The 12,172-nt window shown below is 63.9% G+C and carries 16 protein-coding genes; 10 read left to right on the top strand and 6 right to left on the bottom strand.

Features of this window, described 5'->3' with window-relative positions:
• The coding region (locus EOA79_RS23585; protein ID WP_164893926.1) for an FAD-binding oxidoreductase at positions 1 to 1,076 on the top strand (1,076 nt) is incomplete at its 5' end.
• Here the strand turns inward: EOA79_RS23585 and EOA79_RS23580 are convergent.
• The 4 genes from EOA79_RS23580 to EOA79_RS23565 are packed head-to-tail and all read right to left on the bottom strand — an operon-like array spanning position 995 to position 3,136.
• A complete protein-coding gene (locus tag EOA79_RS23580; RefSeq protein ID WP_095825141.1) occupies positions 995 to 1,804 on the bottom strand; it encodes a DUF72 domain-containing protein in 810 nt (269 codons plus the stop codon). The genes EOA79_RS23585 and EOA79_RS23580 overlap by 82 nt on opposite strands.
• Positions 1,805 to 1,846: 42 nt before the next feature.
• Positions 1,847 to 2,335: an SRPBCC domain-containing protein gene (locus EOA79_RS23575; protein ID WP_095825142.1), complete on the bottom strand. Its 489-nt coding sequence runs from the start codon at positions 2,333 to 2,335 to the stop codon at positions 1,847 to 1,849.
• 34 nt (positions 2,336 to 2,369) lie between these two features.
• The gene (locus EOA79_RS23570; protein WP_066991633.1) at positions 2,370 to 2,819 is read right to left on the bottom strand and encodes an SRPBCC family protein; all 450 of its coding nucleotides are present in this window, start codon (positions 2,817 to 2,819) and stop codon (positions 2,370 to 2,372) included.
• A complete protein-coding gene (locus EOA79_RS23565; RefSeq protein ID WP_095825143.1) occupies positions 2,816 to 3,136 on the bottom strand; it encodes a metalloregulator ArsR/SmtB family transcription factor in 321 nt (106 codons plus the stop codon). Before EOA79_RS23565 ends, EOA79_RS23570 begins: the two co-directional genes overlap by 4 nt.
• A gap of 168 nt (positions 3,137 to 3,304) precedes the next feature.
• Here EOA79_RS23565 and EOA79_RS23560 point away from each other — a divergent pair, with 168 nt between their 5' ends.
• Positions 3,305 to 3,919, top strand: a complete 615-nt coding sequence (locus EOA79_RS23560; protein ID WP_095825144.1) for a hypothetical protein — start codon at positions 3,305 to 3,307, stop codon at positions 3,917 to 3,919.
• Between the two features lie 17 nt (positions 3,920 to 3,936).
• Here EOA79_RS23560 and EOA79_RS23555 read toward each other — a convergent pair whose 3' ends face one another.
• Complete coding sequence (locus EOA79_RS23555; protein WP_095825145.1) at positions 3,937 to 4,362, bottom strand: GNAT family N-acetyltransferase; 426 nt, start codon at positions 4,360 to 4,362, stop codon at positions 3,937 to 3,939.
• A 181-nt stretch (positions 4,363 to 4,543) separates the two neighbouring features.
• On the opposite strand from EOA79_RS23555, the gene leuD reads away from it, so the two are divergent.
• The 6 genes from leuD (at position 4,544) to EOA79_RS23525 (ending at position 8,826) form a co-directional block, all read left to right on the top strand.
• Positions 4,544 to 5,149, top strand: a complete 606-nt coding sequence (gene leuD, locus EOA79_RS23550; RefSeq protein ID WP_066991643.1) for a 3-isopropylmalate dehydratase small subunit — start codon at positions 4,544 to 4,546, stop codon at positions 5,147 to 5,149.
• Between the two features lie 73 nt (positions 5,150 to 5,222).
• Positions 5,223 to 6,155, top strand: coding sequence for a hypothetical protein (locus tag EOA79_RS23545; RefSeq protein ID WP_095825146.1), 933 nt, complete (start codon positions 5,223 to 5,225; stop codon positions 6,153 to 6,155).
• A 126-nt stretch (positions 6,156 to 6,281) separates the two neighbouring features.
• Positions 6,282 to 6,665 (top strand): RidA family protein, encoded by a 384-nt coding sequence (locus EOA79_RS23540; protein WP_127335426.1) that lies wholly within the window; start codon positions 6,282 to 6,284, stop codon positions 6,663 to 6,665.
• 62 nt (positions 6,666 to 6,727) lie between these two features.
• A complete protein-coding gene (locus EOA79_RS23535) occupies positions 6,728 to 7,081 on the top strand; it encodes a VOC family protein (RefSeq protein ID WP_066991913.1) in 354 nt (117 codons plus the stop codon).
• A gap of 138 nt (positions 7,082 to 7,219) precedes the next feature.
• Positions 7,220 to 8,323, top strand: coding sequence for a 3-isopropylmalate dehydrogenase (leuB, locus tag EOA79_RS23530; RefSeq protein WP_095825148.1), 1,104 nt, complete (start codon positions 7,220 to 7,222; stop codon positions 8,321 to 8,323).
• Positions 8,324 to 8,328: 5 nt separating this feature from the next.
• Complete coding sequence (locus tag EOA79_RS23525) at positions 8,329 to 8,826, top strand: GNAT family N-acetyltransferase (RefSeq protein ID WP_066991656.1); 498 nt, start codon at positions 8,329 to 8,331, stop codon at positions 8,824 to 8,826.
• Here the strand turns inward: EOA79_RS23525 and EOA79_RS23520 are convergent.
• A complete protein-coding gene (locus EOA79_RS23520; RefSeq protein ID WP_127335427.1) occupies positions 8,816 to 9,523 on the bottom strand; it encodes a DUF805 domain-containing protein in 708 nt (235 codons plus the stop codon). The genes EOA79_RS23525 and EOA79_RS23520 overlap by 11 nt on opposite strands.
• A 147-nt stretch (positions 9,524 to 9,670) precedes the next feature.
• Between EOA79_RS23520 and EOA79_RS23515 the strand changes: the two genes are divergently transcribed.
• Both EOA79_RS23515 and EOA79_RS23510 read left to right on the top strand, forming a co-directional pair.
• Positions 9,671 to 11,080, top strand: a complete 1,410-nt coding sequence (locus tag EOA79_RS23515) for a glycosyltransferase (RefSeq protein ID WP_095825149.1) — start codon at positions 9,671 to 9,673, stop codon at positions 11,078 to 11,080.
• Positions 11,081 to 11,365: 285 nt separating this feature from the next.
• Positions 11,366 to 12,172, top strand: an 807-nt coding sequence (locus EOA79_RS23510) for an aspartate-semialdehyde dehydrogenase (RefSeq protein WP_128293319.1), incomplete at its 3' end; no start/stop codon positions are given.

Here is a 12,172-nt window from a genome sequence, read left to right as displayed (position 1 = left end):
CGCTGATCGAGCGCGATCCGCAATTCTCGCAAGCGGCGACGACGCTGTCCCTGGCCTCGATCCGCCAGCAATTTTCCATTCCCGAAAACATCCGCCTGTCGCAATTCACGCTGAAGCTGTTCCGGCAGCTGAAAGAGACTGTCGGCGCCGACGCCGATATCGGCTTTCGCGAGGGCGGCTATCTGATCCTCGCCGGCGAGGCGGGGCTGCCGATCCTCAAGGCCAATCACGAGGCGCAGATCGCCGAAGGCGCCGATATCGTGCTGGAGGATGCAGGCCAGCTCGCCCGCCGCTTCTCCTGGCTTTCAACCGAAGGCATTTCCGCGGGCGCCTATGGCCGCGGCGGCGAGGGCTGGTTCGACGCGCATGCGCTGCTGATGCTGTTCCGTAAGGCGCTGCGCGAGAGGAGGATCGACTTCATCACCGCGTCGGCCACCGGTATCACGCGCCAGGGCAGTCGCGTCACCGGCGTCGCCCTCGACAATGGCGAGACGCTGGAGGCCGGCATCATCGTCAATGCCGCCGGCCCGAACGCCGGCAAGGTGGCCGCCCTTGCGGGGCTTGCGCTGCCGGTCGAGCCGCGCAAGCGCAACGTCTTCGTCTTCGAGGCGCGGGAGAAATATGCCGACATGCCGCTGCTGGTCGATCCCTCCGGCATCTATGTGCGGCCGGAAGGCTCGGTCTATCTCACCGGCGGCGCCGAGCCGGAGGAAGGCGACCATGCACCCGATCCAAACGATTTCGAGGTCGAGTGGCCGCTGTTCGAGGACGTGATCTGGCCGACTTTAGCCACCCGCGTCCCAGCCTTCGAGGCGATCAAGCCGACGCGCGCCTGGGTCGGGCATTATGATTACAACACGCTCGACCAGAACGCGGTGATCGGGCCGCATCCGGAGGTGGAAAACTTCCTGTTCGCCAACGGCTTCTCCGGCCATGGCCTGCAGCAGGCGCCGGCGGTGGGCAAGGCGCTCTCGGAACTCATCGTGCATGGCGGCTATCGGACGATCGATTGCACGGCGTTCGGATATGAGCGCGTCGCGGCGGGGCGGGCGTTCAGGGAGTTGAACGTCATCTGACGCATAATCGCATCGACCGCCAGCGCGTTGCCGAGCGCATGCCCGCGCGCCGTATTGTCGAAAATGCACCATACCTCGGTGGCTGACGCGCCCGCGCTGGCGAGCTGGGCGCTGATCTCCAACAGCCGGCCGGCGTCGTAGTCCGAAAAATAGACATGCGGCGCGCCGTGAAAGCGGAAATAGGCGAGCTCATGCCAGCCGCCGGGCGCGGAAGCGGCGGCAACTGGGGCAGGGTCCGCCGCCACGCGCCCGACATGGAGGCGGCTCAGCAAAGCATCCGCCCCCGGCTCGAACCAACTGGCGTGACGCGGTTCGCAGACCAAGCGGCAGTCGGTCTTGTCGTGCAACAAAGCGAAGAACTTTTTGGCTATCTGCCTGTCGAATTGCAGACTGGGTGGCAGCTGGACCAAGAGGGCGGACAGCTTCTCACCGAGACCTCCGACCTCGCCCATGAAAGCATCCAGAAGATCATGGCAATCTATGAGGCGGCGCTCATGGGTCGCGGCTTTGGGGATTTTGACAGAGAACCGAAAACGATCCGGGACCGAGCACGCCCAGCGCTCATAGGTTTCGCGCTGATGCGGTTTGTAGAAGGAGGAGTTGATCTCCACGACAGGAAGACGCGAAGCGTAACGCTCCAATTGCGAGCCCGTCGCCGGAACAGAGGACCTGTGCGCTGCCGGTATGGTCCATCCGGCTGTTCCGACAAAAGGTTTGTTTTCGGCCATGTCGACAATCTGGACAGGCGCGCCTGCAGGTCAAGGTGGGGCTCAGGCGGCGAGGCGGCAGCCCAGATGTGCCTGTAGCCAGCCGAGCACGCGCGCCCAGCCTTCGGCGTGCTCCGCCGCGGCGTCCGGGAAGCCGGCGAAGCCGCCATGGCAGACGGTGAGCCGCGTGCCGGCAGAGGTCGGTTCCAGCAGATAGGCAACCGTCGTTTCGTGACAGCCGAGGGTCGGGTGATCCCAATCGTAGCGCCTCGTCTGCACGACCCTGCGCCCCGTCTCGATCTCGAGGAAGCTGCCGCTGGCGGGCAGGGTCCTGCCGTCGGCCGTCCTCACGATGACGCGCCACGATCCGCCGACGCGCAGATCGGCGGCCCAGCCGATCATCCGGTAGGTCTCGGCCGACCCCCACCAGCGCTCGACGTCGCTGGTGAGAAGCGCGGTGACGACTTGTTGCGGCGAAGCGGGAAGTTCCGCCGAAGCCATGACCGTCTCGGTGTTCGCCATGGCGCGCGGCCAGCCATGCGGCAGTATCATTGCCAACCTCCTCCGCGGCCGTTCAATACCTGGTTCAGACCTTCGATGGCGGGCGCTCGAAACCCTTGCCGGTCTCCAGCAGGCTCTTGAGGCTCGCCAGCACCAGCGGCCAGCCCTTGGACACGTTCGGAATCAGCCGGTGCGGGCCGTCGGCCTCGTGGGTGACGGCAAGCTTCATCAGCTCGCCGTCCTTTTCGATGGTGAAGGTACAGCGCGTGTAACCGTCTTCCTTCACCTCGGGCAGCCATTCGTTGCGCCATTTGATGACCAGACGCCGGGGCGGATCGATCTCGAGGATCTCGCCCGAGTCGGCCACGCGGCCGTCCGGGAAGATCAGCTTCCAGCTCGAACCCACCTTCCAGTCGCTCTCCTGGTAGGAGCAGAGGAAGAACTGCCGGTTGAACTCCGGATCGGTCAGCGCCGTCCAAAGCTTTTCGGGCGTGGTGCGGATGTAGGTGACGTAGACGAAAGTGTTGTCGCTCACGGCTCTTCCCTTTCAAGTCGTTTCTTCAGGTCGCTCAAGGCATCCAGCCGATGGCGCTCGAATTTGCCGATCCAGCGCTCGGCGATCTCGTTGATCGGAACGGGGTTGAGGTAATGCTCCTTCTCGCGGCCGCGGCGAACGGTGGCGACAAGGTTCGCCTCCTCGAGAACTGCCAGGTGCTTGGTCACCGCCTGGCGCGTCATGTCCATCCGTTCGCAGAGCGCGTTCAGCGTCTGTCCGTTCCTGGCATAGAGGCTGTCCAGCAATTGCCGGCGGGTCGGGTCGGCCAAGGCGCGAAAGACGGCATCCATGCTCATGGCTTTAATATGCAACCAATTGGTTGCATGTCAAGCTGCAAAGTTTATTCGACGAGAAAGACGGTGCAGGCACCCCGGCCTGCTTGCCGACGATGCATTGCGACTGCTACTGGAATTCATCTTCTGAATAATAGACGGTATGGTTCTTGCAATGAAAGGTTGGATCGGATGCCTCTCATTTACGACTATGACTTTCAGTCCATTTTCCCTTTAGCTGTATACAAGGACGACACGTGCCAGCGACTCTTGGCGCGGGCCGGCATTGCTCACAACATTAAGGGTAATTACGTCGCGCTGTTTCGCGATCCGGTTACGGTTGCCGCACTTTGGGCGGCGCCGGACACTGTCAAGGCGGCCGTTTTGAAGTCGGATTTCGGCATCCTGCTGTTCGAAGGCGAATCCGATTCGACCCGCGATAAAGCCGAGTTCATCAAAAAGACTCTGCTCGAACATGCCGCACAGAGCATCAGCGCCAATTGGGATGACGGAACGGTCAAGATGGCCGTCTTCAAGCTTCACATGTTCTGCAAATCGATCACTAAGGGAGAATTGGTGGACGAAAGGGGCAAGATTCGGTGCTCAAACTGGGTTGAGCAGCAAGTCAGGGCGGCCCGGGTCACCGAACCGTTTGACGTCAGCCAGGCCTTGGATGCGATGATCAGTGACGTAGTAGGCCGCACTGCTGGGGGGCGGCCGACGCCGCCGACACAGACAGCGAGACCTACGCCGGCTCCTGCGCCGAGAATATCGTTGCGTTCGATTTTCGGGCGCTGGCGTCAATAGCGGTTGACATCAGCGCGTCAGCGCTTGCGGGAGAACCAGAAGGCGTCGGTCATGCGTGTCATGCCGATGCGCTCGTAGAAGCCGACGGCATCGGGCATCGAGATCAGGCTGATGGCGACCGAAGGGCCGAGCTGGCGGCGCGCCTCGTCCATCAGGCCTTTGCCGATGCCGAGCCCTTGCGCCGAGGCGGACACGGCGAGCTCGGAGATATAGCAGACCCAGGAGAAGTCAGTCACCCCGCGCGTGACGCCGACAAGCGGCTTGCCCTCGCTGTCGAGACGCGCCGTCAGCACCAGGTTGGCATTACTGAGCATCGTCTTCAGGCGCGCCTCGTCATCGATCGGGCGCGTTTCGCCGAGGCCGGATTCGACCAGCACGCGGCGGAATTCGGCGACATTGAGGGCGGGCTCGCTGGCGTAGAGGACTTTGGAAGGACGGGCCATGGTCGCAGACTGCACCGGCCGCACAGAATTTCGAAGCCGTTTTTTGAGGTGTTCCAGTTCCGTCCACCCTGCCCGCCTTTGGCCCAAGGGCAGTGCACGAACAGTTGCCTTTCATTTGCCGCCGGCTTTGTGTAAACCGTCCCGCAAAATTCCCCGCAAGCCAAGAAGACGGGCAGGTACCATGGACAAATTCACCAAGCTCACCGGCGTCGCGGCGCCCATGCCGATCGTCAATGTCGACACCGACATGATCATCCCGAAGGATTATCTGAAGACCATCAAGCGCACCGGGCTTGGCACCGGCCTGTTCGCCGAGATGCGCTACAAGGACGACGGCTCGGAGAACCCGGATTTCGTGCTCAACAAGCCGGCCTACCGCAAGGCGCAGATCCTGGTCGCCGGCGACAATTTCGGCTGCGGCTCGAGCCGCGAGCACGCGCCCTGGGCGCTGCTCGATTTCGGCATTCGCTGCGTCATCTCGACGTCGTTCGCCGATATTTTCTACAACAACTGCTTCAAGAACGGCATCCTGCCGATCACGGTCAGCCCGGAAGACCTCGACAAGCTGATGGACGACGCCTCGCGCGGTTCCAACGCCACGCTGTCGATCGACCTCGAAGCCAAGGAGATCCGCGGCCCGGATGGCGGCGTGGTCAAGTTCGATCTCGACGACTTCAAGCGTCACTGCCTCTTGAACGGCCTCGACGATATCGGGCTGACCATGGAGAAGGCCGGCGCCATCGCGTCCTTCGAGAAGAAGAACGCCGAGCTGCGCCCCTGGGCCTGAACGGCTGAGGCACTTGTGATAGATAGCCCGGCCGCAAGCGGCCGGGTTCGTGTGGCTGAACGGAGGGACAGTCATGACACGCCCGCTTCTGGCCGGCGCCTGCGCCTTGGCGGCGATCCTTCTGGCGGTGTCCGGGGCGACCGCGGCGCCGCAGGCGCCCGCGCCTTCCGACCAGCCCGCCGCCGATCAAGGGGCGGCCGATCAAGGCGCATCGAGCACTTCTGACGCCGCTCCCGCCGACACCGACAAACAGGCGCCGATCCCGTTCGAAGGCGGCCAGCTCACCATCACGCAGCCGGAGCAGGACGGCGAGAAGATGCTCGCCTATGACGGCAAGCAGCTGGCCAGCAATTACGACGTCTCCTTCGACAGGATCGTCAAGATCGGCGACGTCAACGTGGCGCTGGTCGATGTCGGCGACGGCGGCAACCAGTGCGGCCCGGCCAAGGTCATCGTCTGGAAACCGAAGGACGGCGGGATCCGGACCACGACGGTCGAGCAGGACGAATGCGGCGCGCCGCCGGCCGCGGTTTCCGACGACGCCATCTATTTTGTGCCTTTCCTGCTGCCCGGAGCAACCAAGCCGGCCTTGCAATGGTCGCCGACCGAGGGGCTGACGACCTCCGGAAACCTGACCTACACGCCGGAACCCGGCACCGACTGGAAGGACGTCGATGCGTCGAAATACGACAACATCATCGACGCGTTCCATAACGAAGCGGTCTACAAGGCGGCGCAGGCGCTGCTGGGCGACGATATGCCCGACATGGCGACCAGCCTGCTGGTCGGCGGCGGCACCGAAAAGACCGCTTCCGGCGCCTTCTATGCCACCGGCTGCGTGCCGCATGACTGCGGCGGCAATGACGGCTTCATGGCGGTCGACCCGGTCAAGCACAAGGTCTATTTCGCCCGCCGCGGCGACAATGGGGAGCCGAATGCCTGGCCGCCGGTGAAGGACTGGCCGGCGGATATCAAGAAGGCGTATGACGACACGCAGGGGAATTAGCCCGAGCGTCAATTGCCAGCTTGCGTCCTTCGCGCCTCCCCGCTGTCCCGCCAGCATCGCGTTGTCTGGCTCACGACTGGGCTGTGGATGCGTTTCAGAATGACCTAACAAATCCTGCGAGGCCCCATGCGCAAGCTGATCTCCACCGGTTCCCCCTTCGAGAAAACCGCCGGCTATTCGCGCGCGGTGGTGCAGGGCGACTGGAGTTTCGTCTCCGGAACGACCGGCTACGACTATGCCACGATGACGATGCCCGACACGGTCGAGGCGCAGACGCGCAATTGTCTTGCCACCATCGCCAAGGCCCTTGCCGACGGTGGCTTCGACATGGCCGATGTGGTGCGGGCGCATTACTATATTACCGACCAGGCCTATGTTGACGTGGTCTTCCCGATCCTCGGCGAGGCGTTCGGGGACATCCGCCCGGCGGCGACGATGATCGTCTGCCAGCTCAACAAGCCGGAGATAAAGATCGAGATCGAGGTGACGGCGCTCAGGCGCACTGTCTGAGGCCTGTCGCCCAGGCTGCGAAGCGGCTGGGCACAACGACGGCGTGGAGCGAGGAGCGGCCCATGGTCAAGGTCAGACGCATCGTCGCCAATATCGAAACGCCCGACATTGCGGCGGCAAAGCGCTTCTATCAGGGCGTGCTTGGCCTCGATCAGCTCATGGATATGGGCTGGATCGCCACGTACGGCTCCCAGCAGACCATGGCCGTCCAGATCAGCTTCATGTCGCAAGGCGGGTCGGGCACGCCGGTGCCGGACCTCTCGATCGAGGTCGACGATGTCGATGATGCGCTGGACCGCATGCGCAAGGCTGGCTTTGCCGTCGAATACGGCCCGGCCGACGAGCCCTGGGGCGTGCGGCGCTTCTATGTGCGCGATCCGTTCGGGCGGCTGGTGAATATCCTGTCGCATCGGTGATGGCGCGCCTACCGGCCTCTTGCGAGATGCTGGCAGGGCAGAGGGGGTGTGAAGGATCTCGAGGCTCGTCCCCTTGCGCACAGCCCGCCCGGCGTTTAGCAAGGCCGCGGTTCAATTCTCTCCCCAGGACGGTTCTCCATGGCTTCGAAAAATCTCTTCCTGCTCGCCGGCGACGGCATCGGCCCCGAGGCCATGGCCGAAGTGAAGAAGTTGATCGCGGCCATGAACGCGAAGCTCGGCAGCGGCTTTGCCACCGACGAGGGGCTGGTCGGCGGATGCGCTTACGACGCGCATGGCGCGGCGATCTCCGATGCCGACATGGAAAAGGCTGTTGCTGCGGATGCCGTGCTGTTCGGCGCCGTCGGCGGGCCGAAATGGGACAAGGTGCCCTACGAGGTGCGCCCCGAGGCCGGCCTGCTGCGCCTGCGCAAGGACATGGAGCTGTTCGCCAACCTGCGTCCGGCTATCTGCTATCCGGCTCTGGCCACCTCCTCCTCGCTCAAGCAGGAGGTGGTCGAGGGCCTCGACATCTTGATCGTGCGCGAGCTCACCGGCGGCGTCTATTTCGGCGAGCCGAAGCAGATCATCGACCTCGGCAACGGCCAGAAGCGCGGCATCGACACCCAGGTCTACGACACGTTCGAGATCGAGCGTATCTCCGGCGTCGCTTTCGAGCTGGCACGCACGCGCAAGAACCATGTCACCTCGATGGAAAAGCGCAACGTCATGAAGTCGGGCGTGCTGTGGAACGAGGTGGTCACCCAGACGCATCAGGCGAAATATGCCGACGTCAAGCTCGACCACATGCTGGCCGATGCCGGCGGCATGCAGCTGGTGCGCTGGCCAAAACAGTTCGACGTCATCGTCACCGACAATCTGTTCGGCGACATGCTCTCGGACATCGCCGCCATGCTCACCGGCTCGATCGGCATGCTGCCGTCGGCCTCGCTCGGCGCGCCGGACGTCAAGACCAAGAAGCGCAAGGCGCTCTACGAGCCGGTGCACGGCTCGGCGCCCGACATCGCCGGCAAGGGCGTCGCCAATCCGATCGCCATGATCGCCTCCTTCGCCATGTGCCTGCGCTATTCCTTCGGCATGACGGTGGAAGCCGACAAGCTCGAAGCGGCGATCGCCGCCGTGCTCGACGACGGCCTGCGCACCAAGGACATCATGTCCGAGGGCATGACCGAGGTCGGCACCACCGAGATGGGCGACGCCATCATCGCCAAGTTCCAGGGCTGATCCCCATGGCAGAGGCGGCGGTCGACGTCCGCTGGGCGACGACCGAAGACGCCGAGGCGCTCGCCACCGTGCTTTGCGCAATGGCGGCGCATTATCGGCAGTCACCGCTCGACCATGCCCGGGCGACGGCCACGGCAAAGCAGTGGCTCGGCGAGGAAAGCCCGGCCTATCCGCATTTCGCGCTGGCCTTCGCCGGTGGCGAGGTGGCCGGCCTGGCCTCGGTCGCGATCGCGCATCCGGGCATCGATCTCGACCGGCTGATGTTCTTGAAAGACCTGTTCGTACGCCAAGAGGCACGAAACGCGGGAGTGGGTGAGGCGCTGATCGGGTTTCTCGCCGGCTATTGCCTCGACAAGCGCATTGGCCGCATCGACCTCACCGCCGAGGACTGGAACGAGGGTGCGCTGCGCTTCTACGAGCGGCTCGGCGCCGAACGCCACGGCCAGAAGATCTTCCTCAGGCTGTCGGGCGAGGCACTAAGGACGGCGGCCGTCAGAATCTAACTCCGCCCGGCACCGGCCCCCACTTGTTGTCGCCGGCCTGGGTCGGGATCAGGCCGAAGACCAGGGTGGCGAGCCAGCCGACATAAGGCACGAAGCAGAGGATGGCGAGCCAGCCGGTCAGGCCGAGATCATGCAAGCGGCGCACGACGAGCGCGACCCACGGCAGGAACGTGAGCAGGACGTAAAGACCGAGAAGGCCGAACATGACGACCGGCTCATCGCCGCCGCCCTCGAGGTCGCCGCGCGACAGGTCCGCGGACAAGCCGACGCCGATGGCGACGACTAGACCGATCGTCCAGAACAGGCAAAAGCCCCAGAACTCCTTGCGCCGGGAGCGGCCGGAGAAGTTGACGTAGTTCGTCGTCACGCCACGCCAGAAATAGCTCCAGAGGCCGGTCGATTCCACCGTTCCGGCCTCGGCGTTGCGGCCGAAATGCGGCTGCCCCGCAGGCGAGCTGCCCGGCAGCGGACGGGCAGGAACTGGAACGTCGTTGTCCGCCGGATCGATGATCCGGGCGCGGGCCGAGAAGACATTGCCGGCACGTTCGCCATTCGGCTGGAACTCGACCTGGGCTCCCCTGGCAAGCGTCGTCTCGCGACGCAGGTCCTCGCGCGCGAAACTGTAGCGCCTGCCGTCGGCGCCGCTGATGAAGCCGAAGCCCTGGCGCTCGTCATAGTGAAGAACTTCGCCGCGCATCAGATCCCCCCGAGCGTCGAATTCTTTCCCTTTGCTCGATTTGACATGAGCGCCGGCCGGCGGGCAAGAGCGATGGCGTTCAGCCGGCTATCTTAGAGGCGGCAAATCGGGATAGAAGCCGCAAGTCGCCTCACAGACCGCGAAGCAATGGCCCGGAAGGACTCGATACTGCTGCCAGAAGCGGCCGACGCTCCCGGCGGCCAAAGACGGAAAATCTGCATCGACGCGACCGGCCTACTCGCCTGGCGCGGCGCGCTGGCCGGCATCCAGCGGCTGGAAGACTTCATGGTCAGGGCAGCGCTCGCCGATCCCGACCCGGATGTCGAAGTGGTGACGCTCGATTTCTCCAGCCATCGTTTCCGGCCGCTCGAAAAATTCGAGATGGATCAGTTGGGCGTCAGCGAGATCGCGCCGTTCCGGCAGCGGCCACGACTGCAAGCCGCTGCCGCGCTGCGACAGGGGTTCCAATCGGCGCGGCGCCATCCAATGGCCAAGAGTGAAGCCGATCGCCAGCTTGCGGGAATGGTGACGAACGGCCGTTCCGGCTTCACCTTCACGGTGTCGAAGCTGTTGCTGCGGGCCTATCGCTTCTCTAGGCGAGCCGGTCTCCGGGCGGGTTTGCTTCGGGGCGATGCGGCGCAGCCGACGAAAGATGTCGGGCCTCGAACCGTACTGATCAGCAATCAGCTGCTGGTCGGCGAAAAGTTAGCGGCGGTTTGCGCCGGCCCCGACAACATAGCCTTTCTTTGCCACGACATGATCCCGACCATGCGGCCCGACCTTGTCGCAAAGAACAGATGGCAGGCCGCCTTCGGGCCCAATCTCGAACGGCTGGTGCGGTCCGGCGCGGCGGCCTTCTGCACCTCCGACACCGCGGCGACGATGCTTGGCGATCACATGCGCAAGGCCGGCATAGATCTGCCGGTCGTCCATCGCTTCCCGATGCCCTCGCTGCTGCATGAGAAGGCCGCGCGGCTGAGAATGACGTCGCGGCTCGAGGCTGGCGAGCCCTACATCCTTTATTGCTCGACCATAGAGATCCGGAAGAACCACATCATGCTCGCCCGCATCTGGCAGCAGGCGCTCGACGAAGGCGTTCGGTTGCCGAAGCTCGTCTGCGTCGGCCGCTGGGGCTGGATGGTCGAGGAGCTCAGCGCCTATCTCAAGGCTCATCCGGGGCTGAAAGAAAAGATCGTCTTCGCGGGTCCTGTCAGCGACGAGGAGCTTATCGGCTATTATCGAAGTACCACCTTCGGCGTTTTCCCCTCGCATATCGAGGGCTGGGGCTATGCCGCTTCGGAGTGTCTGGATTTCGGGGTCCCGGTCATCGTCTCGACCACGCCGTCGCTGATCGAAGCGACCGGCGGCCTGATGCCCGCGGTCGATTCGACCGATCAGATCGGCTGGTATGGCGCAATCCGACGGATGACAGACGACGGTGCCTGGCGCGATTTGCTGGCCGGCCGTATCGCCGAAGAGCACAGGCCGACATCGCCTGCCGAAAGCTGGGCGGCGATAAAGGCCGGGCTCAAGGCGGCAGCAGCCTGCGCCAATTGACTCTTTACGCAAAGCGCGTAAAAGCCGGCAGCGAACGGGATCGTCTTCAATGCGCGGCCATTTGGCTCTTCTGGCATTCGATGCCCCCAGCCACGATGCACAGTATCGGGCCGGGCGTTTCGACGCGTCCGTCCGTTCTCGCAAAACTACGGCCAAAACCACCACCAAAACGGTGTGATTCCCTTGGCCTAACCACCCTCTCCCGGGTTCGGCCCGGGGGACAGAACCCGCATGAGGCCGGCGGGTTTTCTCCAACAACCAAGCGGAGAGGGACAGGAGATTTCGATGAGTTTCAAGGTTGCGGTAGTCGGCGCCACGGGCAATGTGGGCCGCGAAATGCTCAACATTCTGGACGAGCGCGGCTTCCCGGCGAGCGAAGTGGTGGCGTTGGCCTCGCGCCGCAGCCAGGGCACCGAAGTGTCCTTCGGCGACCGCACGCTGAAGGTCAAGGCGCTCGACACCTACGATTTTTCCGACACCGACATCTGCGTCATGTCGGCCGGCGGCAATGTCTCCAAGGAGTGGTCGCCCAAGATCGGCAAGCAGGGCTGTGTCGTCATCGATAATTCGTCGGCCTTCCGTTACGACCCTGACGTGCCGCTGATCGTGCCGGAAGTGAATCCGGACGCGGTCGAACTCTTCTCGCGCAAGAACATCATCGCCAATCCGAACTGCTCGACGGCGCAGCTCGTCGTGGCGCTGAAGCCGCTGCACGATGTCGCCACCATCAAGCGCGTCGTCGTCGCTACCTACCAGTCGGTCTCCGGCGCCGGCAAGGAAGGCATGGACGAGCTGTTCACGCAGACCCGCGCGGTCTTCGTCGCCGACCAGGTCGACGTCAAGAAGTTCACCAAGCGCATCGCCTTCAACGTCATCCCGCATATCGACGTCTTCCTCGACGACGGCTTCACCAAGGAGGAGTGGAAGATGGTCGCCGAGACCAAGAAGATGCTCGATCCCAAGATCAAGCTGACGGCGACCTGCGTGCGCGTGCCGGTGTTCATCGGCCACTCGGAAGCCGTCAACATCGAGTTCGAGAAGCCGATCACCGCCGACGAGGCGCGCGAGATCCTGCGCGAGGCTCCCGGCTGC

This window comes from Mesorhizobium sp. M1A.F.Ca.IN.020.03.2.1 (assembly GCF_004023205.1).
GTDB lineage: Bacteria > Pseudomonadota > Alphaproteobacteria > Rhizobiales > Rhizobiaceae > Mesorhizobium.
Note: the sequence above shows the minus strand (reverse complement) of the source record. Positions and strands in the feature narration are given on the sequence as shown.

Excerpts from the sequence above, each read along its gene's own strand:
- EOA79_RS23525 (WP_066991656.1), top strand. The coding sequence starts at position 8,329 with ATGGCAGAGGCGGCGGTCGACGTCCGCTGGGCGACGACCGAAGACGCC.
- leuD (WP_066991643.1), top strand. The coding sequence starts at position 4,544 with ATGGACAAATTCACCAAGCTCACCGGCGTCGCGGCGCCCATGCCGATC.
- EOA79_RS23560 (WP_095825144.1), top strand. The coding sequence starts at position 3,305 with ATGCCTCTCATTTACGACTATGACTTTCAGTCCATTTTCCCTTTAGCT.
- EOA79_RS23515 (WP_095825149.1), top strand. The coding sequence starts at position 9,671 with ATGGCCCGGAAGGACTCGATACTGCTGCCAGAAGCGGCCGACGCTCCC.
- EOA79_RS23535 (WP_066991913.1), top strand. The coding sequence starts at position 6,728 with ATGGTCAAGGTCAGACGCATCGTCGCCAATATCGAAACGCCCGACATT.
- EOA79_RS23580 (WP_095825141.1), bottom strand. The coding sequence starts at position 1,804 with ATGGCCGAAAACAAACCTTTTGTCGGAACAGCCGGATGGACCATACCG.
- EOA79_RS23520 (WP_127335427.1), bottom strand. The coding sequence starts at position 9,523 with ATGCGCGGCGAAGTTCTTCACTATGACGAGCGCCAGGGCTTCGGCTTC.
- EOA79_RS23555 (WP_095825145.1), bottom strand. The coding sequence starts at position 4,362 with ATGGCCCGTCCTTCCAAAGTCCTCTACGCCAGCGAGCCCGCCCTCAAT.
- EOA79_RS23575 (WP_095825142.1), bottom strand. The coding sequence starts at position 2,335 with ATGATACTGCCGCATGGCTGGCCGCGCGCCATGGCGAACACCGAGACG.
- EOA79_RS23545 (WP_095825146.1), top strand. The coding sequence starts at position 5,223 with ATGACACGCCCGCTTCTGGCCGGCGCCTGCGCCTTGGCGGCGATCCTT.
- EOA79_RS23540 (WP_127335426.1), top strand. The coding sequence starts at position 6,282 with ATGCGCAAGCTGATCTCCACCGGTTCCCCCTTCGAGAAAACCGCCGGC.
- leuB (WP_095825148.1), top strand. The coding sequence starts at position 7,220 with ATGGCTTCGAAAAATCTCTTCCTGCTCGCCGGCGACGGCATCGGCCCC.
- EOA79_RS23565 (WP_095825143.1), bottom strand. The coding sequence starts at position 3,136 with ATGAGCATGGATGCCGTCTTTCGCGCCTTGGCCGACCCGACCCGCCGG.